Genomic DNA, 22390 nt, shown 5'->3' on the forward strand with positions numbered 1-22390 from the left:
TTTAATTATTACTTATGTCAGCTGAACAACAGTTTGCCAAGCTAGGACTCAATCTTCCACCCGCTCCCGCTCCTAAGGGCGTTTACAAACCCTGCCTTATCGTCGACAACCGCTGGCTCTATGTATCGGGGCACGGTACCGTACAGGATGACGGCAGCCTTATCATGGGACGCATCGGGGAAGATATGGATATAGAGGAGGGTAAACTCGCCGCCCGTCAGGTAGGACTTACCATCCTATCCACCATCAAAGCAAACCTGGGAAGCCTCAACCGCATCAAGCGCGTCGTGAAGATACTGGGTATGGTCAACTGTACCTCCGACTTTGAGCGTCACCCTTACGTGATCAACGGATGCAGCGAACTCTTTGCTGCTATCTGGGGTGAAGAAAACGGAATCGGGGTACGTAGTGCCGTGGGCATGGGCTCACTGCCCGACAACATCCCCGTAGAAATAGAAGCCCTGTTTGAGCTGATCGACTAAATACTACCTGAATAACTATGTGGTACCAACTCCAACACCCTGATACTGTCGACTCGCCCGCGCTGCTTGTGTACAAAGATCGCGTGGCTGATAATATACAAACCATGCTGAGGCTGGTCGGTGGTGATGCCGACCGCCTGGTTCCGCACGTGAAGACGCACAAGATGAAAGAAGTCGTGCAGATGCAGCTGGAAGCCGGGATCAGTAAGTTTAAGTGCGCGACAGTAGCCGAAGCCGAGATGCTGGCCGGTGCCGGTGCCAGGTGGATCCTGCTGGCGTATCAGCTGGTGGGCCCCAAGGTAGATCGCTACCTCAGCCTGGCTACTGAACATCCGGAGGTACAGTTTGGCTCACTGGTAGATAATGAAGATACAGCCCAGTACCTGAATGAACGCTGTGGCACCAGGGGGATACGTATAAATGTATTCATTGATGTCAACAACGGCATGAACCGCTCGGGTCACCCGATCAATGAGCAGATGCTCCCACTCTACGAATTCCTCTCGAAGCTGCCTCATCTGCAACTGGCTGGATTGCACGTGTACGACGGACATATCCGCAACGAAGACTTTGCCGAGCGCAAAGCTGAGAGTGACGCGGCTTTTGAGAAGGTATACGAGCTACGTGAGCAAATCCGTGAAAGAGGATTGCCTGAGCCTATGATCATTGCGGGTGGCTCTCCTACTTTTAATGTACACGCCCTCCGCGAAGGGATCTACTGTAGTCCAGGTACTTGCCTGCTGTGGGACTGGGGCTACGGCGACCGCTTCCTGGACCAGCCGTTCCAGCACGCTGCGGTACTGCTGACCCGTGTTGTCTCCAAACCAGCGCCGGGCATTATCACGACGGATCTGGGACATAAAGCCGTAGCGGCTGAGAATCCCATTGATCGCCGTATACGTTTCCTGAATCTGGAAGAATACGAAGTACTTAGCCAGAGCGAAGAGCATGGTGTACTACAGGTACCCAACTGGGACCAGATCAAAGTAGGTGATGTACTCTACGCCATTCCTTACCATATATGCCCAACCGTAGCCCTTCATGAACGGGCCGCTGTTATCGAAGGTGGTGAACTGGTAGACAAGTGGAATGTACTGGCCCGTAACCGAACCCTAACCTATTAATCCTTTTCCTCAACAATTACCTATGTTACTTTTTGACGCCCACCTCGACCTCTCCATGAATGCCATCGAATGGAACCGGGACCTGACGCAGGAACTGAGTGCTATTCGTGAGCGGGAGAAACACCTGACCGATAAGCCCGACCGGGGCCGGGGAGTCGTAAGTTTCCCCGAGATGCGACGTGGCAATATTGGTCTGTGCGTGGCTACGCAAATAGGACGCTACGTAGCTCCGGACAACCACCTGCCCGGCTGGCACTCGCAGGCACAGGCCTGGGGGATGACACAGGCCCAGGTGGCCTGGTACCAGGCTATGGAGTACGAGGGTGAGATGGTACAGATCCGGGATTGGGAAGGCCTGCAAAAACATCTGTCGCTGTGGCAGGGAGCAGAGTCAACCGAGAAACTACCTATCGGGTATATCCTGAGTCTGGAGGGGGCCGATTCCCTCCTTTCCCTTGATCACCTGCACATGGCCTATAAGTATGGATTGCGGGCCGTGGGCCCGGCTCACTACGGACCGGGTGTGTATGCATACGGTACCGATGCTGACCAGCCGCTCAGCAATAAGGGTAAGGACCTGATCCGGGAGATGGAGAGGCTGGGAATTATCCTGGACGCTACCCACCTCTGCGACTCGGCCTTCTGGGATGCGATGGATATTTATGCGGGTCCGGTGTGGGCAAGCCACAACCTGGTACGTAAGATCACGCCGCACAACCGCCAGTTCTCCGACGAAATGATCAGGGAGCTCCTCAGCCGCGGAGCCGTCATAGGTATGGCCTTCGACGCCTGGATGATGATACCCGGCTGGGAACGCGGCAAGACCAAACCCCAGGAAGTAGGTCTTAAGATCGAGCACGTCATGGATCACCTGGATCATATCTGCCAACTGGCCGGCAATGCCAACCATGTAGGTATAGGCTCGGATCTGGATGGGGCCTTTGGTACTGAGCAATGTCCGGCTGATCTGGATTCCATCGCCGACCTGCAAACGATGACGGAGTTGTTGAGCAAGCGGGGATACAGCCAGCAAGATATAGAAGGGATTATGTGGCGCAACTGGGTCAATTTTCTCGAAATAGCCTGGAAGTAGATAGATCTGGTAGAAATAGAAGTGCTTGGTATCCACCAGGAAGATAAGTACTTCTATTTCTGCTCCTTAGATTTCCTGCCACCAATAAATCAAGCAGTAGTACACAGCTTATTCAACGCTGGTACTTACTTCCAGCCTTAGATACTTCCTCAACAAACAATATATTCACTTCCATAATCAGGTATTCATTTTACCGCTCCTATCAGCTTTATAAGTCCCTCCTACTCCTTCGAGACACAATCCTTATCTCTCACAATTCATCACTTTTCATTCACTTTATATTTTTTAAAACTTTATTTAACGCAATAATATCGTTTTAATACTACCTTAAATGAACATATAGTTCTACAACTTAACATTCTGATTCTCCTCAATAGCTCAACCCTGTCAAAACCAATTAGCTATGTACTAGTTATCATACTATCTCGTTCACACCATTCATTTTTACCTTTCTATGGAAACACAATCATTCTGGGAAGCCACTATCAGTAAGCGTACGGAATACCCTTCGCTGGAAGGAAATATTGAAGTAGATGTAGCAATCATAGGTGGTGGCATAACCGGTATTACTACCGCTCAGCGTCTGACTTCCGCCGGCAAAAAAGTAGCCGTACTGGAAGCCCGTCGTATTGGCGGAGGTACCACTGGCTGGTCGTCCGGTAACCTGTATGTACCGGTAAGCCCCTACTACCAGACTATCAGATCCAATCGTGACGTTCAGACCATCCAGACGATCGCCGAAGCCCGAAGTGCCGCACTGGATTTTATAGAACTCCAGTCTACCAGCAAAAATATAGACTGCCACTTTTCGAGAAGACCCTGGTATTACTATACCTATGAGGATAAAATGGCTGCTCAGATTGAAAGTGAGGCTGTGGCCTTACGGGAAGCCGGCCTACAGCCAGAACTGGTAGATGAGGTCCCTCCCCTACACAAGTCTGATATCAAGAAGGCCCTACGTCTGGATGGTCAGGCTCGCTTTCATCCGCTTCGCTACGTACTCGGACTAGCCGAGAATGTTGCCAGCCATGGCGGCCAGCTATATGAATACACTACAGTATATGATTACAAAGAGGAGGAAGAATATTGTATAGTCAAAACTACTAACGGTACCGTTAAGGCCAGCCAGGTAGTAGTAGCCACTCACCTACCCATTGGCGTGCATACCGTACATACCGTCGCGGGACCTTACCGCAGCTATGCCATCGCCGTAAAACTGAAAGGTGAGTACCCCGATGCTTACTTCTGGCACAATGATGGCATTCATAAAACCATCACTACCCACGGCTCCGAATCCAAAGATCTGGACATACTGATGGTAGTAGGTAACCACCATAAAACCGGTCAGGCCAGCGATCAGGAATACCAGCACTACTTTAAAGAACTAGAAGACTATGCCCGCAAGGCCTTTGATGTGGCTTCGGTAGAATACCGGTGGTCGGCCCAGCACTACCGCTCGGGCGATGGTGTACCCTACATCGGACAGACACACATAGGCGCGGCCGGCTTGCCTACTATGGATAGCAAACGTACCTATATGGCTACCAGCTACGATGCAGATGGACTTACCTATGGTACCGTAGCCGGTATGCATATTTCGGATCTGATCCTGGGACAGGAAAACCCCGCCTGGGTTGACGCATTTAACCCTACCCGCATAGCCAGCTTGTCAACGGTCACGGAATTTATCAAGGAAAATGCCAACGTTGCCCTACAGTACATTAAAGGGAATCCGTTTACGGCTGATGTTAGTGAGTTTGATGAGATTCAGAAGGGCGAGGGTAAAACCATTAAAGTAAACGGCGAAAAGCTGGCGGCCTACCGCGACGAGCAAAACCAGCTGCATGTGTGCTCGGCCATATGTCCACACCTGCTGTGTACCGTCAACTGGAACAACGCCGAAAAAACCTGGGACTGCCCCTGCCACGGTAGCCGCTTTATGATAGATGGTACCGTCATAGAGGGTCCCGCTATCCATAATCTGGAGAAGAAGGATATACCAGCGAAGCAGTAGCAGCAGCAGCGGCTTGTTGAATAATTTGCCCGCAGGTACGTGTGAAATCAAAGCAAAAGCGGGATAAGCCACTGGAACTGTTTTTTAAGTAGTAAAAGGTATAAAAAACCAGAAACCGTAAATTCTACAGTCATGCAAGATCAAAAAAAGCCAGATAACAAGGAGGCCAACAATCCGGACGAAGGATTTGATAAAACAGCCCGCAGCTTTGATCATACGGAGGTCGATCCGGATGAAGACACGCTGCAGGGTGCTGACCCTACCGCCAGAAACTTTCAGCGTATGGAAGATGAGTCAGACGTAAAGAAGGCGAAAGGCCCCAATAACGAAGAATAAGAAATAGAAGTACATGATAAGAAGAGGCAGTCCTGGTTAGACAGGTACTGCCTCTTCTTTTATAGGCTCTATCAGGAATTTTCAACCGGTTGCTTTTGCAGGGCTTTTGCCAGCTCAGCTTCATTGGTAAGGTCCAGGCGTAACGGTGTAATTGACACAAAACCATTCTCAACGGCCCAGCGATCAGTACCTTCCTCGGCCGGCTCCAGCGGCGTTACAGTAAACCAGTAATGCTTACGTCCCATGGGATCCATACCGGGTACTATCTTTCCGTCATACAGCCGTACCGACTGCCTCGTCCAGCGGATACCGGTAGGCTCCTGTGGCAGGTTTACGTTTACCAGGCATAGATCCTTCATCTCGACCAGCAGCCGGAGCGACTCTTCCACAAAGGGAGCCAATTTATCAAAATCGGGTTCTTCCTTCCCTACGGGTGTACTGAAGGCAATGCCCCGCATTCCCAGCAGCGCAGCCTGCTTCGCCGCGGCCAGTGTACCCGAGTGCCACATGGAATTACCCAGATTAGGCCCCAGATTGATACCCGATAGTACCAGATCAGTAGTAGTCCAGAGGTGCGTACCCAGGGCCACACAGTCGGCCGGTGTACCATTTACCCGATAAGCATCAATTCCTTCAAACTTGATAGGCGATTTTTTATAGGACAGCGGACGGGTAGCCGTAATGGCGTGCCCCATGGACGACTGCTCCACATCGGGTGCTACCACCCTAACCTCCCCAAACTTACTTGCGATACGGGCCAGGGCAGCTATACCCGGGCTATAAATACCATCGTCGTTCGTTACCAGTATTCTCATGATCCATTATTTTAGTCCTTTATCTATCTAACAAATTACCCATCAGGATGTTTTATGTTGAACTTTCTCTAATTCCAAAAGAAAATGCCAGTTGCAAAACTCATACATAATCCCGGTGCGGGGGAAGAAGAACATACCCCGGAAGACTTGATTTCGCTAATCGAGTCTAAAGGTTATACCTGCAAATATTCATCTGTAAAAGATAAAGAATGGGATGAGATCAGTTCAGATATTGACTTTCTAATTATTGCGGGTGGAGATGGTACTGTTCGACAAGTAGCCAAGAAGCTCCTGAACAAGAAACTATTGGATAAACCGGCTCCGCTCACCATACTTCCCCTCGGTACGGCCAATAACATCGCTACTACGCTAAATCTGAACAGAGATATCAATGAGGTGATAAGCAAATGGAATACGAGGGAGCCAAGGAACTTCGACGTAGGAAAAGTAACCGGACTACCTGACAATAATTTCCTGATCGAGTCGATGGGCTTTGGTACTGTGCCTCAGCTCATACAGGAGTTCAAGAAAAAGTACGAAAAGTCTTTCGATACTCCAGAGGAAGAAATTCGCGCTGCTCAGCAGCTCATGCACCATATCCTGCAGACTTGTAATCCGGCCTGGTGTCATATCAGTCTGGACGGTAAGGATTACTCTGATGAATACATTATAGTCGAGATCATGAACATAAAGGCCGTAGGGCCGAAGCTGTTGCTGGCTCCCCACGCTGACCCTGGTGATGGAGTATTTGATGTAGTAATGGTAAAAGGTAGCCAACGGGAAGCGCTGGCCAACTACCTGCAGGATCGCATCCATGATCGGCCTACCGAAATACCCATACAAGCCGTTAAGGCCAGAACCATCAAAATTACCTGGAAAGGATCCGTCGTACACGTAGACGACGAGGTGGTAAAGCTAAAGAAACCCATTGAAGTAGAAATAGAACTCAAAAGCGGCCTACTGGATATCATCATGCCCGAGTAAAGACTGTACCTTACTATACAAGAGGTCCCGGCTGTAATGGCCGGGTCCTCTCATTTTAACTCCTATGTATGCTAAACCCGGTTGGGCTCCGGATGTATCCACGGCTGACGATACTGCCGCTTCAGTAAGGCGGTAGCTTCCTTGTCGCCTACGATTTCGCGCTTCTTCGGATCGTACACCACCGGGCGTCCCGTCTTCATGGATATATTGGCTAACAAACAACTGGCCGTCGATATGTGGCCTTCCTCAATGTCGGCAATGGGACGACTGCTCTTTTCAATGGCCGAAAGGAAATCCAGCATATGTAGTCGCGTGGCCGGAGCGGCATTCAGCTCAATGCGCTCTTCTTTCAGATCTTCCGGATATTTCTCCCGCTCGTATACCACATCCTTATGTATCTTCTCGGCATTCTTATCTACCGGTATAAAGTCATACTTCATGGTACTACCCCAGAGGGTACCCTTCTCACCGTAGAGCGTAAATGACCAGGGATAATCCGGATTGTTGGGAGTACCCCATGAACGCTGCTGCCACACGCAGTTAAGTCCGTCGTATTCGAATGTGGCGGTTTGGGTATCAGGTATATTGGACTTCCCTCCGCTCTGTACGTAAATACCTCCGGTGGAATTGATCTTCTTGGGCCAGCCCAGGTCCAGCATCCAGCGAACCGTATCGAACATATGTATACACATATCACCCATGATCCCGTTGCCGTACTCCTCAAAGGTGCGCCACCAACGCAGGTGAGGGAGTCCGTCGTATGGGCGCAGGGGAGCGGGTCCGGTCCACATTTCGTAATCCAGAAAGGCGGGTACTTCCTGCACCGGCGGGTTACCATTGTTGCGCATGTGGTTATAGCAGCACATCTCTACGTGGGCAATCTTACCCAGTAGTCCGGCATCTACAATATTCTTCTTGGCGTCGATCAGGTGGGGGGTACTCTTACGCTGGGTACCTACCTGTACTACCTTCTTGTATTTACGGGCTGCCGCCACCATCGCTTCCCCTTCTATCACATCCACACTGATGGGCTTCTGTACATATACGTTAGCTCCGGCCTTCACGGCGTCGATTGTCTGCAGCGCATGCCAGTGGTCGGGGGTACCTATGAGTACAATATCCATTGGATTCTCGGCGAGCATCTTGCGGTAGTCACCGTACAGGCGCGGTGTCTTGCCCGACTTCTGTCGTTCACTCACCAGCTTGGCGGCTCCGTTGAGCATATTCTTGTCCACATCACACAGGGCTACTACCTCGACAGGTGCAACCTGGATGAGGCGGAACAGGTCACTCTTGCCGTACCAGCCCGTGCCGATCAGCCCGACACGATACGGCTGGGCGGGATTGATCAGATCTAGTCCTCGTTCACCAAAAGAAGTAAGCGCAAGAGAAGCCGTTGCGCTCTGCAGGAACTGGCGCCGGTTAATGTTGAAAGTATGCATGAAGTCAGTGGTTTAAGCGGTTTCTGTCTTTGGTATAAAGCGGAGCCAAGCCTTCAATTACTCCAATATTTTGAGCAGAAATCCATATTTTATGCCAATGATGAATATACAGCGCCCTTTTCTGTCTTTATATAACTGTCATCTCATCCGGTTCAACTCTTAACACTCATACCCAAATTCCGACAACTCATGTTGACTCTGCTCATTATTCTATTTGCCCTAGCCCTTATTATTACTTCCATTATCAAATTTGACATTCACCCCTTTCTGGCCCTGTTCGTGGGGGCTATAGTATACGGCCTGCTGGTAGGCATGCCCGCCGACCTGATCATCAAATCCATTACTGAGGGCTTTGGCGGGGTACTTGGTAGTATTGGTTTATTGATCCTGCTGGGGGTGATCATTGGTACCTTTCTGGAAAAAACCGGCGGGGCCTTCATTATTGCTCAGAAGATACTCTCGTGGATCGGGGAGAAATCGGTGATGCTGGCCATGATGGTAACGGGCTACATTCTGTCCATTCCGGTATTCGGAGACAGCGCGTTCATCATGATGAATCCCATTAACAAATCCCTCTCCTACAAAGGAAAGCTACCTTTCGCCGCCACCACTGTAGCCTTAACTCTGGGTATTTCGGCCAGTCACTCGCTGGTGCCTCCTACACCCGGGCCTATCGCGGCGGCCGGTATTCTGGAGGCGGATCTGGGGATGATTATCTTCTGGGGTATTATAGTTAGCTCACTGGCGCTGGTACCCTGTTTTTTCTTTGTCAAGTACGCGCTCACACGTATTCACCTCGAGCCACAGTTTGCCGAAGTAGAGCAAACAACGGAGGTTAAAAAGTACCCCTCCCTGGGCCGGTCATTTCTGCCCATATTCATACCTCTGCTGCTGATCATTCTGGCCTCTATCGCCAAGTACCCCACCCAGCCCCTGGGTGATAATACCTTCACCCGGCTGATCCTGTTTCTGGGGACACCGGTGATCGCCCTGCTCCTGGGAGCATTTCTCTCCTTTACACTCCCGCCCAAATTCGACATGAAGCTGCTATCCTCCTCCGGCTGGCTGGGAGAAGCGCTACTCATAGCGGCACCGGTTATCCTGATTACGGGTGCGGGGGGAGTATTCGGTAAAATGCTGCAGAACTCTGGAATCGCCGACCTGGTAAGTACCAATCTGGACGGTGCTTCGTGGGGCCTGTTCCTTCCATTTCTAATGGCTCTTTCGCTCAAAACCGCGCAGGGATCGTCCACCGTAGCGCTTATCACTACGGCTTCGATCGTAGCTCCGTTGATGGCTACGCTGGGGTTAGATTCTGAAATGATGCGGGTGTTCACGGTACTAGCCATCGGAGCCGGTGCCATTGCCATTTCCCACGCCAACGATAGTTTCTTTTGGGCCATGACCCAGCTAACCGGCATGAACATCAAGCAGGGCAATCAGTCGCACAGCCTGGGTACCCTGATCATGGCGGTGTCGGCTATCCTTATCATTTACACCCTTACACTATTTATCTAACCCACCCCTTGCCAATGCTACTGCGTTAGCGGGATGGACATAGATATAATGTGCGTTTACTACCGGAATGGGCTACCCGCTGGCAGGCATTCCGGTAGTAAACGGCAAATCATATTTCTAGTTATACTGAGTACTTACATTACTAACAGCGGACGGTATAAATCAGGATTTTTGGTTACTTCACCAATTCCTCTCACCACCGCTTTCAGCGGATCGTCCGCCACGTGTACCGGCAGTTTGGTTTTGGCCCGAAGGCGCTGATCCAGTCCGCGCAATAGGGCTCCTCCACCCGTGAGCTGGATACCGTTCGAATAAATATCCGAAGCCAGTTCCGGCGGGGTGTTTTCGAGGGCCTTCATAACCGCCTCTTCGATTTTAGCGATGGACTTATCGAGTGTATAGGCAATCTCGCTGTACGAAATCTTGATTTCCTTGGGTATACCGGTCATCAGATCACGCCCTCTGATATCATAATCGGCCGGAGGATTGGGTAACTCCGACAGGGCCGAGCCTACCTCGATCTTAATTTGTTCGGCCGAGCGCTCACCAATCAGCAGGTTATGCTCTCTGCGCATGTAGTCAACAATATCGCTTGTCAGTACATCGCCCGCCGTACGGATGGATTGCTCACAAACAATACCGGACAGGGCCACCACGGCAATCTCGGTAGTACCTCCTCCAATATCCACGATCATGGTACCATTGGGCTGGGTAATATCAATTCCTATCCCCAGGGCTGCAGCCAGGGGCTCATATACCATAAAAACTTCTTTTGCCCCGGCATGCTCACACGAATCCTTAACCGCCCGTTTTTCTACTTCCGTAATTCCGGATGGAATCGAAACGACCATGCGGTGCGACGGCGAGAAAAATCGGCTATTGCCTCCAACCATTTTGACCAGTCCGCGGATCATCAGTTCAGCCGCCGTAAAATCTGCGATCACTCCATCTTTGAGTGGACGAATGGTTCGGATATTTTCATTGGTCTTTTCGTGCATTTGCCGGGCCTGCTGTCCGATGGCTAGTACTTTGTTTCCCACTTTATGGATGGCGATAATAGAGGGCTCGTCGACGACTATATCACCATCATGATAAATTAACGTATTGGCCGTACCTAAATCAATGGCAATGTCACTGGATAAAAAATTGAAGAGTTTCATGAATTGAGTATGTCAATAAGTAAAAAGTTACTGGACCAACTGCACGAGATATGTCACCTACTGACAATAACGTAGTTTGTACTGAAATAGCCGAATCACTGTTAGGTAGTTTTCAGTAACATGCAAGTTATTTAGTAACCGGTTATACTCATGCATCTTTGGCTCATTAAATTTTTTTAATGCGTAGTACTACCTACTCACTCACAGGCTGAAAGAGGTCTATATTGCGGAACAAGCAGAAAATCCAGGTATGATCAAACGAAATTTTCACATCCCCTTCGGTCACACCGCCGATCACTCCCTCGACTACCTGCTGGGGATACTGGATGATGTACGGGTTACCACGCTACAGCGGGTAGCTGGTTGTACGACGCAGGAGCTGGACTGGCAGTACCGGGAAGGCTGGAATACCATCGGCGCCCTATTGTCACACATGACCGCCCTTGACCACTACTTCCGGATTGAGTACTTGGAGAGGCGGAGCCTTACAGAAGAGGAAAACGAAAGGTGGCTGCCGGCTCTGGATCTGGGGCCCTATGTACCTCAGCTCATCAGCAATCAGCCTCTCGAAGTATATATCGCTGAAATGGAAGAATCAAGGCACCTGCTGCTGGAGGCATTAAAGAACCTAACATTTGAAGATTTTCAGAAGCGGATAGCAGGGTACGATCCGGTAGAGGGCTGTAATCTGGCCTGGGTACTATATCACATGGCCGAAGATGAATTACACCACCGGGGACAGATTAGTATTCTGAGAAAGCTTTACAGGGATTCACATTAGAATGTACCATTCAAACAGCAAAAGAGGTCAACCCGATTTTACACCGGGCCGACCTCTTCATATCTAAATTAATAAAGTACCTTACTTAGCCGTCCAGCCGCCGTCAACGGTGAGCATTGAACCTACCATGTAGTTGGAAGCGTCGCTTGCCAGTAAGAGAGCCGCTCCCTGGATTTCTTTCAGTTCACCCCAGCGAGCCAACGCAGTAGCTCCTACTATGAATTTATTAGACTCTTCCGTACCGGCTATGGGGATGTTCATCTCGGTCAGGAAGGGACCGGGACAAATGGCATTGACATTGATATTGAAGGGGGCTAGCTCCAATGCCAGGGCCCGGGTCATCTGCACCACCGCTCCCTTACTAGCCGTATAGGGTGTGCGGTTGGCAAGGCCCACCAAGCCGAGGGTACTGGCCAGGTTGATGATCTTACCGGAGCCACTCTTCTTCATAAAGGGTGTTACGGCCCGGCAGCACAGCCAGGTACCATTGACGTTGACATCCATTACCTTCTGGAAATCATCGGGTGTTACCTCATCGATGGCCCCCCGGATGTTGATACCGGCGCTGTTGATCAGGATGTCGATCCGACCAAACTCCTCCATAGCCTTCTGAGCCATGGCTTCGGTTTGTTCACGATTGCATATATCGGCACTAAACGAAATAGCCCGGATGCCGTAGGTCTGGCTGAGCTCTTCGGCGGCTTTGGTACCATCGGCGGCGGTGCGGTTGACGAGCATGACATTGGCTCCGGCCGAGGCCAGTCCGGCGGCCATAGCCAGGCCCAATCCCTTGGATCCTCCTGTGATGATTGCTGTTCTTCCTGTTAAGTCAAATAGTTTAATACCGGGTAATGCTTCGTTACTCATGGTTAGCGGTTTAATGTAGTAAGCTGTTTAGTTATAAGTTTATCGTAGCGCTAATTTATCCTTACTATATACCAGACACGACAAAATGTTCTGTTCTTCCTTCGCTAGTTTATCTTCCGCCGTTAGCTGCGACACTTTGGGTAGTCCCTGGCTGTACTTTTGCTGCTTTACCATACGTAGCGTACGGGCCAGCTCAGTAGTGGGAACCCCTTCGAAGGTAGCCCAGTAATCATCTTTCAGACAGGGAATCTCCAGCGGGTCACGCGTAATCATTTCGAGGTTGAAGGTCACGTTGGGGTTGTGCTTCTTACACAGCTCTACGATCCGGGGCAGGTCCAGAATCCCTTTACCCAGCGGTACCTCCGACAGCAGAAAGCCATCCTGGTACTCATCCACGGCCATGTCCTTGACGTGGGTACTTACGATATAGGGTACCAGCGTTTCTACCACTACCATCGGGTCTTCTACCAGGGCTATGCTATTGCCAAAGTCCAGCGTCACACCGATCCATTCGCTGTTGAGCTGCTTCAGTACTGCCGCCAGTTCATCGGCCCGCCAGTCCTTATGATTTTCGATACCTAGCTTCACCTTATGCTTTCGCAGTACCGGCTCTGCCAGCTGCAGCGAAGCAATCGAGTTCTTCCTGAAAGCCTGAAAGTCCGCATTGGTCTTAAAAGTTTCGTAGCGTCGGCCACCCGAGCATACGGTCCTGAGTACCGTGGCACCAGCTTCCTTAGCGCTCTTTACTTCCTGCTCGAAGGTGGCAACATCGGCGGCCGTTTTGGGTAATCCAATAGAGCCTTCCAGGTACAGTCCGGCCTTCTCCCGCTTGTCCCTTACCTTTTTGGCAAAGTCCGATGACCAATCCTTAACACCTACCTGTACACCTCCCGCTCCGATACGCTGACAATGGTCGATCATATCAATGGCGTTGGTGAAGCCGGGGTAGTTCTGGCTGGGTACCTTGGAGCCCCAGCGCGCCCAGTACGAATGTACTACCACTCCCATGTTGGTACTCTTGAACAGCTCAGGCATATCAGGCATCGAAAAAGCCATAGCGCTTACGGAAGCTCCGTATAAGAAACTCCTCCTGTCCATCTTGATGGGATCAGCCGGAGGATTATTGTTGCCTTTCATAGGGTAAGGATTGATTGGGTGAGATTATTTTCCGGTAGAAGCCTGAAGCTTTAGTACGTATTCGTTGAGCTCGTTGACAGTCCAGGGTACTACGCGCCCCTGGGAGGTATTGCGGGTCATGCCCACAGTGCGGCGGCTTACGGCGCCGGCGTTATTGCCCCATTCGTTACGGATGTAGGTTAGGATAGCCGTAATGGTCGCATCATCCATGCTGGAGTGCGCGGGCATGACGGGCAGAATGTCGGGGGCATCGTATTTTTTACCGGCTACTTCCAGCGGTCCTTCCATACCGTGCAACACGATCAGGGCCAGGCGCTTGTCGTCGCCGGTTACCCACTCGGAGCCTATCAGCGGCGGAGCGAAGCGGTTAAGACCGGCCCCATCGGTGCCGTGGCAACCGGCGCAGGTAGTGAGGTAGTGCTGACGTCCCAGCGCAAATTGCTTCTGGTCTTCTTCGCTCAGCGGATTCCTGACTTGTACAGCCGTTGTTCCGGCGCTGTGACCGGGCCACTCAAACATAGCCGTCAGCGTAGTCAGACGCGCCTGGCCTACCTCAGCCCCCAGTCGTGCAAACAGACCCGGTGCGGCGGCCAGAGCAATGGGTTTTACTTTTCCGTTGCTGCCCTGGATAGCCATACCCGTCAGCACAGCCTTATCCTGCCAGCGCAGGGTACTTTTATTCTCATCCAGAAGAGCCAGGAGGGCCGTCAGCTCCCGTGGGTCACGCTTCCGAACAATAGAGGTAGTAAGCATCTCGAGGAATATCTCCTTGGCGGGCTCATGATTCTGCCAGCGCGGCGACTTCCATAGCTGCTGCAGGAAAGTGAATTCCTGATCCTGCAGACTACTTATGACCGCGTCACGGATCAGGGCAGTTTCACCATAGCGGTCGGCTATACCAGCCAGCAATTGGTGTGATACACTCGGTTCAAGAACATTCGCCGAAAGCGCCATCTGAAGTACCTGCTCAATGGGGGCTTTTTCCCACTCCTGCAACAGCAACTTTCCCAGCTTTTCACGTACCGCCTTGTCCGATTGAACAACTGGCTCTAGTAGACGTAGCGCCGTAGTCCTCACCAGTGGGTTCTGATCGGCAACCAGCTCGAGGAGTAGCTCAGGGCTGCTAAGCTTGAGTCCTTTCAAAGTCCACAGGGCTTGGAAGCGGCCAAGGGGGTTGTTACCCTTCCGGGCCAGTTCGGTCAAAGATTTTTTAACGCTCTGGTCATTGCGTCCTACGAGTAATCGCTGGGCCGCGTCGCGGTACCAGCCGTCGGCGTGCGACAGGTAGCCGACCAGCTCTTCGGAGGTAGCCGCCGAAAGTTTTCTGGGTTTAGAAGGTTTCCAGCCTTCGGGTACTACCCGCCAGATCCGCCCGCGGTTGACGGGCTGTACCAGTTTTCGGCTGATGGTCTGCTCCCGCAGGTAAGGGGTAATGTATGCTCCGTGCTGCACCAGTCCCCGGTACATGTCCGCAATGTACAGGGCCCCGTCGGGACCCGTAGCCATGTGTACCGGACGGAAGCGCTCGTCCGTAGAAGCCAGAAACTCCTTACCGGGATGTGGATCGTAGGCCGTCAGCATGAGACCTTTATCCTCCACCACATTGCGCTTCACCAGGTTGCCCGAGGGTTCGCACACAAAGGCATTGCCGTAGTACTCGTTGGGGAGAGCTTTGCCCCGGTAGTAGAGGGGCGAACAGGCAGCCGTAAATTCCAGCAGACGCCCCTGCGCATCCAGGGTACCGGGTATGTAGCCACGATTCACGGCAGGATTGGGGCGGATGGGATAGATTCTCCTGTCTACGGTTAAGCCGTGGTCAATCCCTGTGGTTGGCGTATGATTCTTGTTACGGGATAGGTAGTTGGGCGGGACCAGGTCGGCATGCAGTTGCGACCAGTTGTAGTTATAGTACAGGCGGCCTTCGTCGTCGTGGCTGATGCCCCACTGTCCCCGGAACTCCGTGCTGTCACGCTCCCACTTGCCGTCGATGAGGCGGTAGCGTAAGCGTGACTTCACGTTGTAGTACCAGTTGTCCATACCCCGCCAGAGTCCGTTCCCTGAGTGCTCAGGAAGTCCGCCTCCGGCGTAGTCTTTATCGATCAGTACCTTGGAGTCGGCCTTGAGATCGCCGTTCAGGTCCTGCGTCAGCCAGAGGGCTTCGTTTTCACACACCAGCGCACCACCGGGTATCAGGGCCAGCGCCCGGGGCAGTACCAGGCTGTCCAGATAAATGGTACTCTTGTCCATCTTGCCGTCGCCGTTGGTATCTTCCAGCACCGACACCCGACCCACTGGCTCTTTCTCTCCTTTCCCGTCAATGTCCGGCATAAAGCCGCGCATCTCCACTACCCAAAGGCGCCCATCCTCATCGAACGTAAGTACCACCGGGTCCTGCACCATCGGCTCCGAGGCTACGAGTTGTACCTTCAGCCCCTTTTCGATCTGAAAGGTAGCTAACTCCTGGACTGGTGTCAGGGCAGGCGATGGTCCCTCGTCGGCTCTGTGCCGGTTTCCGTAGTTGACGACACAACCAATCAGGCCCACCAGACCCGATCCAAACAAAACGATTCGATATATACGCTTGAGCATGGAGACTACATTGACTTATGGAACCAGGACTACTGCATCCGTTAGATGGTGACTATACCAACTTGGGATCGGGACGTTTCCAGGGTTGACGGTACGGACGCGCCAGCAACTTGGTAGCCTCCGGATCACCCACCACAATGCGTTTCTGCTGATCGTATACCATTGGACGTCCCGTCTGCATGGACATGTTTGCCAGGATACAGCTGGCCGTAGAAATATGCCCCTCCTGGATATCCGCGATGGGACGTTTGCTATTTTCAATGGCCGAAAGGAAATCCAGCATGTGCAGACGTGTAGCCGGAGCGGCGTTCAGTTCGATTCGCTCCTCGGTCAAATCCTCAGGGTACTTCTCTTTTTCGTACACCACATCCTTATGGATGCGCTTAGCGTCTTTATCTAAAGGAATGAAGTCATACTGCATGGTACTGCCCCAGAGGGTACCTTTTTCGCCGTAGAGGGTGAATGACCACGGGTACTCCGGATTGTTAGGTCCTCCCCAGGAGCGGTGCTGCCAAACGGCGTTGAGGCCGTCAAACTCAAATACAGCGGACTGGGTATCGGCGATGTTGGACTTGCCTTCTTTCTGTACGTAGATACCACCGGTAGAGCTGATCTTCTTGGGCCAGCCCAGTCCCAGCATCCAGCGCACGGTATCCAGCATGTGTACACACATATCTCCCATGATGCCGTTGCCGTATTCATTGAAGGTACGCCACCAGCGAATGTGCGGCGATCCATCGTACGGGCGCATCGGCGCTGGGCCGGTCCACATTTCGTAGTCGAGGTGGGCGGGTACGGCCTCCACAGGAGGATTACCATTGGCCCGCATATGGAAGTAGCAGCACATCTCCACGTGCGATACTTTCCCCAGTAGTCCGGCGTCTACGATATTCTTCTTGGCGTCAATCAGGTGAGGGGTACTCTTACGCTGGGTACCTACCTGTACTACTTTATTGTACTTACGGGCGGCGGCTACCATGGCCTCGCCTTCCAGTACATCCACGCTGATGGGTTTCTGTACGTACACGTGGGATCCGGCCTTCACGGCATCGATCATCTGCAGAGCGTGCCAGTGGTCGGGGGTACCTATAAGTACGATATCCATCTGGTTGTCGGCGAGCATCTTGCGGTAGTCGCCGTAGAGACGTGGTACTTTACCTGATTTCTGCCGCTGACTTACCAGCTTGCCGGCCTCATTGAGCATATTTTTGTCTACGTCACACAGAGCTACTACCTCTACGGGTGCTACCTGGATGAGGCGAAACAGGTCACTCTTGCCGTACCAGCCCGTACCAATCAGTCCGACACGATACGGCTTAGGTGGGTTGATAAGGTCCATGCCCTGGGCCCCGAAGGCGGTAAGAGCTAGCGTAGCCGTGGCTCCCTGAAGAAACTGCCGACGGTTGATATTGAAGATATGCATGCGTATTGTACGATTAGGAAGTAGTTGAACAGTTTTGTATTGCTATGTTAGGTTTTAACACAGAATAAAGCCTGGGCTGCCCCGTAAATACTCCTAAACGTTCAATTAATATTACAATACCTTATTCTTAAGGGTACGTAAACGATCCCTAATTAACCACTGGCTGGCATAGCCCCATCGGTAGTAATCCATCTGCCTGCACCGGGTTACTTTTGCTCCCTACGTATAGCCAGAGCTATATCAGTACGTACAGCAGGCAGCTCAATAATCAGACTCGCCCCTTTTGATTCAACTTTCCACTCCATCTGCAAACGTGCCTCACGGGTATCCCAGGCTGCTACGGTGTAGGTACCTGCTTCCATAGCCGGTATCTCGATGGTAGCCGGTACCGGTGGGGCCTGCGGATTGAGCGTCCCGTCTTTTCTCAGGGTATCGGTACGGAGGAGCCACACCACCGCCTGCGCGCCATCGGCACTGGCAAACACCGCCATGCCGGAGGTACTTACATGTACCTGGTCACTGATATTCCTGCGGTTGAATCGACTCCACCTGACCAACTGGCTGAACCGGGCCAGACTATGCTGTGCCCGGCGCATACCGTGCGTCAGCGTGTGCGGGTGGCGGTTGGGCCAGCGCATACCTCCGCCGGCCGCTCCGGATGCCAGGTGCGCCCATTGGATGTGCGAGAAGTACTCATCATCAAAAGACTCGGGCAAGGTCACGTGCTTGTCCTTGAAGAGGTGGATAGGCCCGTGCTCACTATCAAAGAAGGGGCGGTTGTCAGGTAGGTGTTCCAGCGCCTCTTTGACCAGCCGACCAGCGACGATGGCCGAGTCTACCGTATTTTTGGGGTAGTTGATGGTAGTATTATCGTAAAAATGGGTACTGGCAAAGTCCAGATCGGGATGGCGGAATATCACATCGGCCACCTGCGGGTGGTCGTCCAGTACGGGACCGTACAGCGATACCGTCTGCAGGTGCGAACGGCCGTACAGCCGCTGTTCAGTACTACGCAGATGGTGGCTTAGCTCTCTGACAAAGTCATGGAAAACCTCTGTGCTGTTGTTGGCGTGGGCGGGATGTATTTCGTTCCAGAGGTCCCAGGCAAATATCACGCCGCTCCCCCCCCAGCGCTCCGTCACGTAGGTGAGCCGGCCCTTGATGAAGTTCAGCGTACTGGGACACAGCAGCCAGCGTGACCTCCGGCTGCAGGGGCCGCCGTTCTTGCGGTTGTAAGGATGGTGCTTCCAGCGAATCCACATCCAGAAAGTATCGAAGGGAGTCAGCAGGACCCGAATGCCATATTTAGCACATAACGCAAACAGATCGTCCCACAGCCTGATCATATTGGGAGCAAAAGTACCGGCCGGCCGCTCAAAGTACCGGTGCTCGGTCTGGGCGTACTCCAGCATGAAGCGCAGGCAGGTCACCTGGTGCTCGGCAAGCCAGGCTAGGTGACCTTCTACCTGCTTCAGGTCCTTCCGGCGAAACAGATTCGCAAAATCCGGCCAGGTAATGGCGTCGTTCTGTCCGATGGGAGTCCAGTCTTCTCCCTGCTCCGTCTCAAAGTAGGGAGCCTGCGGAGCCCGTTGTATCCACGGCAGATCATAGCCTCCAGACCACTGGCTATTGCTACGCTTTACCTCCGGCACAGTAGCCGGCGTCGTATGAGACTTGTTATGGCGACTTTCGGTTGTATCAATTTGTCTAGGGTACTGCTGGGCGCTTTCCTCTCGTAATTCCATTCTATGCTCGATCCCAATGTGGCCGTACGGCCTTTTACTTTAATTCCTGGCTCACAGGCTGCTGCTGCTGCTCCTATTGAACCTCGAAAATAAAAGATGGTTTAGTATCCCAACAAATATAATTTTTCACGCCATTACTCGGCACATAACAGCCTATCTTGCCTACTTCCCCCGAGTTAGCTCCTCATGATTTCTGAACCTTGAGCCGTATCTCGTTGAGCAATGGCACGGTCGCTGGCTTGGAGATGAAATCTAGCACGCAGGGGTAGTGAGCTACTTTAGCTCTGTCGGCCGGATTGATGGATGAAGAAATAATAATGACCTGGGTAGCCGGAAAAGCCGGAAGGTACTTGCTGACCCAGGTATCGAGTAGTTCCCAACCATCCATGATAGGCATCACCAGGTCGATGAACAAAAGTTCGGGATATAAGGGAGATATGGCTGGTAGCTTGAGCAGTAGTTGCTCATAAAAATCCAGTACCTGTTGCCCGCTGGTGGCAAAGAGCACTTCCTTCGCAAAAGCGGCTTTCTTGTTTACGAGGTTGAATAGCGACTGGGCAGTGCTGTCATCATCCACGTAAAGTATCTGATTGATCATTGGGTTTACGTACTTTTCTGTAAGGGTTTATGTGTATTTACTGCCTCTCTACCCTTCAACGAAACAAAGCCGGATTTCGTAAATTGTAAAAATGTCACTTCGTAAATGGTCAAACAATGCGTCCCAGCCCCCTTTCGATCAATGATACATTACAGTGCAACTTCCTGAAGTAGTTGTAGATAAATATTAGGGGAAAGTCGATTCTGTCCAAAAAATTTTATTTAACGGTACGCGCACCCATTACTGCTATGCTTATACGACAGCCCGTACGTACTGGTACTATAGAGATAAGAGATTCAGCAACAGCAGAAATTTCTACCGACAAGTATTCCAAGTTACCTTTGGTTTCAGTATTTTTGGTGTTCGTAACGTACACCTAGTAAACCCCATGAACGAGTACCACTCCTCTTTGCATTTACCTATTAAGTTTATTTTGTCTCTGGCAGCTGTGTTTCTGATTATCCGCGTGGTCTGCTGGTTCCAGAATATTCACCTGCACGCATTAGCTCCCATCGTGGATGGCTATGTACTGTTTGTGGCGGGTCTGCTTTTAGCGCACTACGTCGACGACTACTTCGGCTTTATTCCCAGAGTTAGTAAGAAGTAGGCTGGAGGTACCTGGGTGGTACCTCTTCGGTCAGCCACACACCGTTGGCTGACTGGTAGAACGTGTACCCATCCCGGTACATCTGTCCGGCCTGTACCGTATAGACAAAGGGTTTTCCATGGCGCCTCCCTACGCTGACGGCCGTATCTACATCCGGACTCAGGTGTACGTGGTGGCGCTTCTGCTTTATTAGCCCCTGTACTTTGATGGAGTCCACCACCCGCAGGGCAGTACCGTGGTACAGTATCTCCGGTGGCTGCTTGGCCTGGTACCCCAGCTCTACCGACACAGAATGCCCCTGATTAGCCCGGATCATATCCCCTCTCTCGTTAAAGGCAAACCGCTTTTTATTATTGGTTTCCACCACCTCTTGCAGCACATCAGGGCTTAGCTGTACTCCGGCCGCCCCGGCCTTACGGATCAATTCCTGAACGTCCGTCCAGCCGTTCTCATCCAGGCTTATACCGATCTTGTCGGGCCGGTGCCTGAGTACCAGGCTCAGGAACTTACTGATTCGTACGGTTTCTTCGTTGCTGAGCATTTGTTCACCTGGTTATTTTTCTGTCACACATTATTCTTTCTGCCGTAAATAATCCGTACCAACAGCATAACGCCTTACCTCAAAAACTCATTAAGGATATAAGTTTGAAATATCAGTTACATTGTGTAACTTTCTCCTACTTAGGCAATTCTTCACTTCATCTTCAAGGTAAGGACCTCCTTTTAGAACTGGCACAGCAGTTCCTCCTCATCCAGCGATCCACCACCCCTTAACCATACACCTATGAAAAAATGTATACTGCTGCTCTACCTCTACTCACTGTCCGCGCTCTCGTACGCCCAGGACAAAGAGGCTCAATTTTATAAGGATCAACTGGCCGAATACAACCACTGGCTCTCAGACACCCAACTTTCGGCCTATTTGAAAATTGATAGTCTATCCCACCAGCAAAAAGGCGACACCCTGGTGCTAACGCTGGTCTCAAACTACCTTACATTGGATTCCCTTTCTACTGCCTGGAATGCCACTAACAATTTTTTGCTTAGTGACAGGCGGATTTCTCTGGCGGAAGTGCTTCACCAGCAGGGGGCTTTTCTTTTTGACCTATCACCTCAGCACCTGCGGTTTGAAATTTTAGGAGCATACCAGGTACCATTGGGCCAGATAGTCTACACGGAGCGGGCCAGAATGCTTAAAAATGTTACCATGAGCGGCAAACCTATTGTGATTGCCGTACAGGAGCTTCGGCTACCTTCAGCCTACAAGCGGATCACCCTCAGTGGCAAGCAGCTGGTCAAAGCCGTGACTCAGACGCTGGCTCAGGAGCTGAAGCAATACTACAGCAGCAAGCCTTCCTCCTGGTTTTATAGTGTCAAGGTAGATACCACACGTACCTTTTATAACTCGCTCATCTACCGGGTTACCTGCCTCAAAAATGAAATCATCAACGAAGACTACTTCGAAGCCATCGAATTAGCTGTGGATGTGGCCCAGCAGGCCAACAACTCGGTGGAGGTAAGGCTGGCTGTACGCGGCAAGTACTGCGGGGGGCTCCTCTGCCCCGAACAGCGGGACAAGTTCTACTACAGCATGGACGGCAAGTACGACGGGCACGTGAATGCCTACGCCGGACTGATGGAAAAACGAATCGAACAATGGCTTTCTCAATAACAC

At 51.6% G+C, this 22390-nt stretch carries 20 protein-coding genes; 10 read left to right on the forward strand and 10 right to left on the reverse strand.

From position 1 onward, the window contains the following. Positions 1-14 precede the first annotated feature (14 nt). From JTN23_RS17860 to JTN23_RS17880, 5 genes are all read left to right on the forward strand, one after another. Positions 15-482: a RidA family protein gene (locus JTN23_RS17860; RefSeq protein WP_247236390.1), complete on the forward strand. Its 468-nt coding sequence runs from the start codon at positions 15-17 to the stop codon at positions 480-482. Positions 483-499: 17 nt separating this feature from the next. Next, positions 500-1606, forward strand: a complete 1107-nt coding sequence (locus JTN23_RS17865) for a D-TA family PLP-dependent enzyme (RefSeq protein WP_247236391.1) — start codon at positions 500-502, stop codon at positions 1604-1606. A gap of 22 nt (positions 1607-1628) precedes the next feature. After that, the gene (locus JTN23_RS17870) at positions 1629-2699 is read left to right on the forward strand and encodes a dipeptidase (protein ID WP_247236392.1); all 1071 of its coding nucleotides are present in this window, start codon (positions 1629-1631) and stop codon (positions 2697-2699) included. 454 nt (positions 2700-3153) lie between these two features. Then, positions 3154-4713, forward strand: coding sequence for an FAD-dependent oxidoreductase (locus tag JTN23_RS17875; RefSeq protein ID WP_247236393.1), 1560 nt, complete (start codon positions 3154-3156; stop codon positions 4711-4713). A gap of 132 nt (positions 4714-4845) precedes the next feature. Further along, positions 4846-5049 carry a hypothetical protein gene (locus JTN23_RS17880; RefSeq protein ID WP_247236394.1) on the forward strand — a complete coding sequence of 68 codons (204 nt, stop codon included), beginning with the start codon at positions 4846-4848 and terminating at the stop codon, positions 5047-5049. Between the two features lie 71 nt (positions 5050-5120). Here the strand turns inward: JTN23_RS17880 and surE are convergent, their stop codons facing one another. Further along, positions 5121-5864, reverse strand: coding sequence for a 5'/3'-nucleotidase SurE (gene surE / locus JTN23_RS17885; RefSeq protein WP_247236395.1), 744 nt, complete (start codon positions 5862-5864; stop codon positions 5121-5123). An 84-nt stretch (positions 5865-5948) separates the two neighbouring features. On the opposite strand from surE, the gene JTN23_RS17890 reads away from it, so the two are divergent. Next, the gene (locus tag JTN23_RS17890; RefSeq protein WP_247236396.1) at positions 5949-6848 is read left to right on the forward strand and encodes a diacylglycerol/lipid kinase family protein; all 900 of its coding nucleotides are present in this window, start codon (positions 5949-5951) and stop codon (positions 6846-6848) included. 71 nt (positions 6849-6919) lie between these two features. Here JTN23_RS17890 and JTN23_RS17895 read toward each other — a convergent pair whose 3' ends face one another. Continuing rightward, positions 6920-8290 carry a Gfo/Idh/MocA family protein gene (locus JTN23_RS17895; protein WP_247236397.1) on the reverse strand — a complete coding sequence of 457 codons (1371 nt, stop codon included), beginning with the start codon at positions 8288-8290 and terminating at the stop codon, positions 6920-6922. Between the two features lie 189 nt (positions 8291-8479). Here JTN23_RS17895 and JTN23_RS17900 point away from each other — a divergent pair, with 189 nt between their 5' ends. Then, a complete protein-coding gene (locus JTN23_RS17900) occupies positions 8480-9808 on the forward strand; it encodes a GntP family permease (RefSeq protein ID WP_247236398.1) in 1329 nt (442 codons plus the stop codon). 134 nt (positions 9809-9942) lie between these two features. Here JTN23_RS17900 and JTN23_RS17905 read toward each other — a convergent pair whose 3' ends face one another. After that, positions 9943-10968: a rod shape-determining protein gene (locus JTN23_RS17905; protein WP_247236399.1), complete on the reverse strand. Its 1026-nt coding sequence runs from the start codon at positions 10966-10968 to the stop codon at positions 9943-9945. 250 nt (positions 10969-11218) lie between these two features. On the opposite strand from JTN23_RS17905, the gene JTN23_RS17910 reads away from it, so the two are divergent. Continuing rightward, positions 11219-11749 (forward strand): DinB family protein, encoded by a 531-nt coding sequence (locus tag JTN23_RS17910; RefSeq protein WP_247236400.1) that lies wholly within the window; start codon positions 11219-11221, stop codon positions 11747-11749. Positions 11750-11830: 81 nt separating this feature from the next. Here the strand turns inward: JTN23_RS17910 and JTN23_RS17915 are convergent, their stop codons facing one another. The 6 genes from JTN23_RS17915 to JTN23_RS17940 all read right to left on the reverse strand — a co-directional run bounded on the left by JTN23_RS17915 (position 11831) and on the right by JTN23_RS17940 (position 20108). Further along, a complete protein-coding gene (locus JTN23_RS17915; RefSeq protein ID WP_247236401.1) occupies positions 11831-12616 on the reverse strand; it encodes an SDR family NAD(P)-dependent oxidoreductase in 786 nt (261 codons plus the stop codon). Between the two features lie 39 nt (positions 12617-12655). Then, complete coding sequence (locus JTN23_RS17920; protein WP_247236541.1) at positions 12656-13714, reverse strand: sugar phosphate isomerase/epimerase family protein; 1059 nt, start codon at positions 13712-13714, stop codon at positions 12656-12658. 63 nt (positions 13715-13777) lie between these two features. After that, entirely contained in the window at positions 13778-16342 is a 2565-nt protein-coding gene (locus JTN23_RS17925) for a DUF7133 domain-containing protein (RefSeq protein ID WP_247236402.1), read from the reverse strand. Positions 16343-16394: 52 nt separating this feature from the next. Beyond that, positions 16395-17765, reverse strand: a complete 1371-nt coding sequence (locus JTN23_RS17930; RefSeq protein ID WP_247236403.1) for a Gfo/Idh/MocA family oxidoreductase — start codon at positions 17763-17765, stop codon at positions 16395-16397. A 206-nt stretch (positions 17766-17971) separates the two neighbouring features. Next, positions 17972-19510, reverse strand: a complete 1539-nt coding sequence (locus tag JTN23_RS17935) for a glycoside hydrolase 5 family protein (protein WP_247236404.1) — start codon at positions 19508-19510, stop codon at positions 17972-17974. Positions 19511-19694: 184 nt separating this feature from the next. Beyond that, positions 19695-20108, reverse strand: coding sequence for a response regulator (locus JTN23_RS17940; RefSeq protein ID WP_247236405.1), 414 nt, complete (start codon positions 20106-20108; stop codon positions 19695-19697). Between the two features lie 409 nt (positions 20109-20517). Here JTN23_RS17940 and JTN23_RS17945 point away from each other — a divergent pair, with 409 nt between their 5' ends. Next, the gene (locus tag JTN23_RS17945; protein ID WP_247236406.1) at positions 20518-20715 is read left to right on the forward strand and encodes a hypothetical protein; all 198 of its coding nucleotides are present in this window, start codon (positions 20518-20520) and stop codon (positions 20713-20715) included. On the opposite strand, the gene JTN23_RS17950 is transcribed toward JTN23_RS17945, so the two are convergent. Then, positions 20702-21256, reverse strand: a complete 555-nt coding sequence (locus JTN23_RS17950) for an RNA 2'-phosphotransferase (protein WP_247236407.1) — start codon at positions 21254-21256, stop codon at positions 20702-20704. The genes JTN23_RS17945 and JTN23_RS17950 overlap by 14 nt on opposite strands. A 243-nt stretch (positions 21257-21499) precedes the next feature. On the opposite strand from JTN23_RS17950, the gene JTN23_RS17955 reads away from it, so the two are divergent. Beyond that, positions 21500-22387, forward strand: a complete 888-nt coding sequence (locus JTN23_RS17955) for a hypothetical protein (protein WP_247236408.1) — start codon at positions 21500-21502, stop codon at positions 22385-22387. Positions 22388-22390: the final 3 nt, after the last annotated feature.

This window comes from Telluribacter roseus (assembly GCF_017355915.2).
Classification (GTDB): Bacteria; Bacteroidota; Bacteroidia; order Cytophagales; family Spirosomataceae; genus Telluribacter.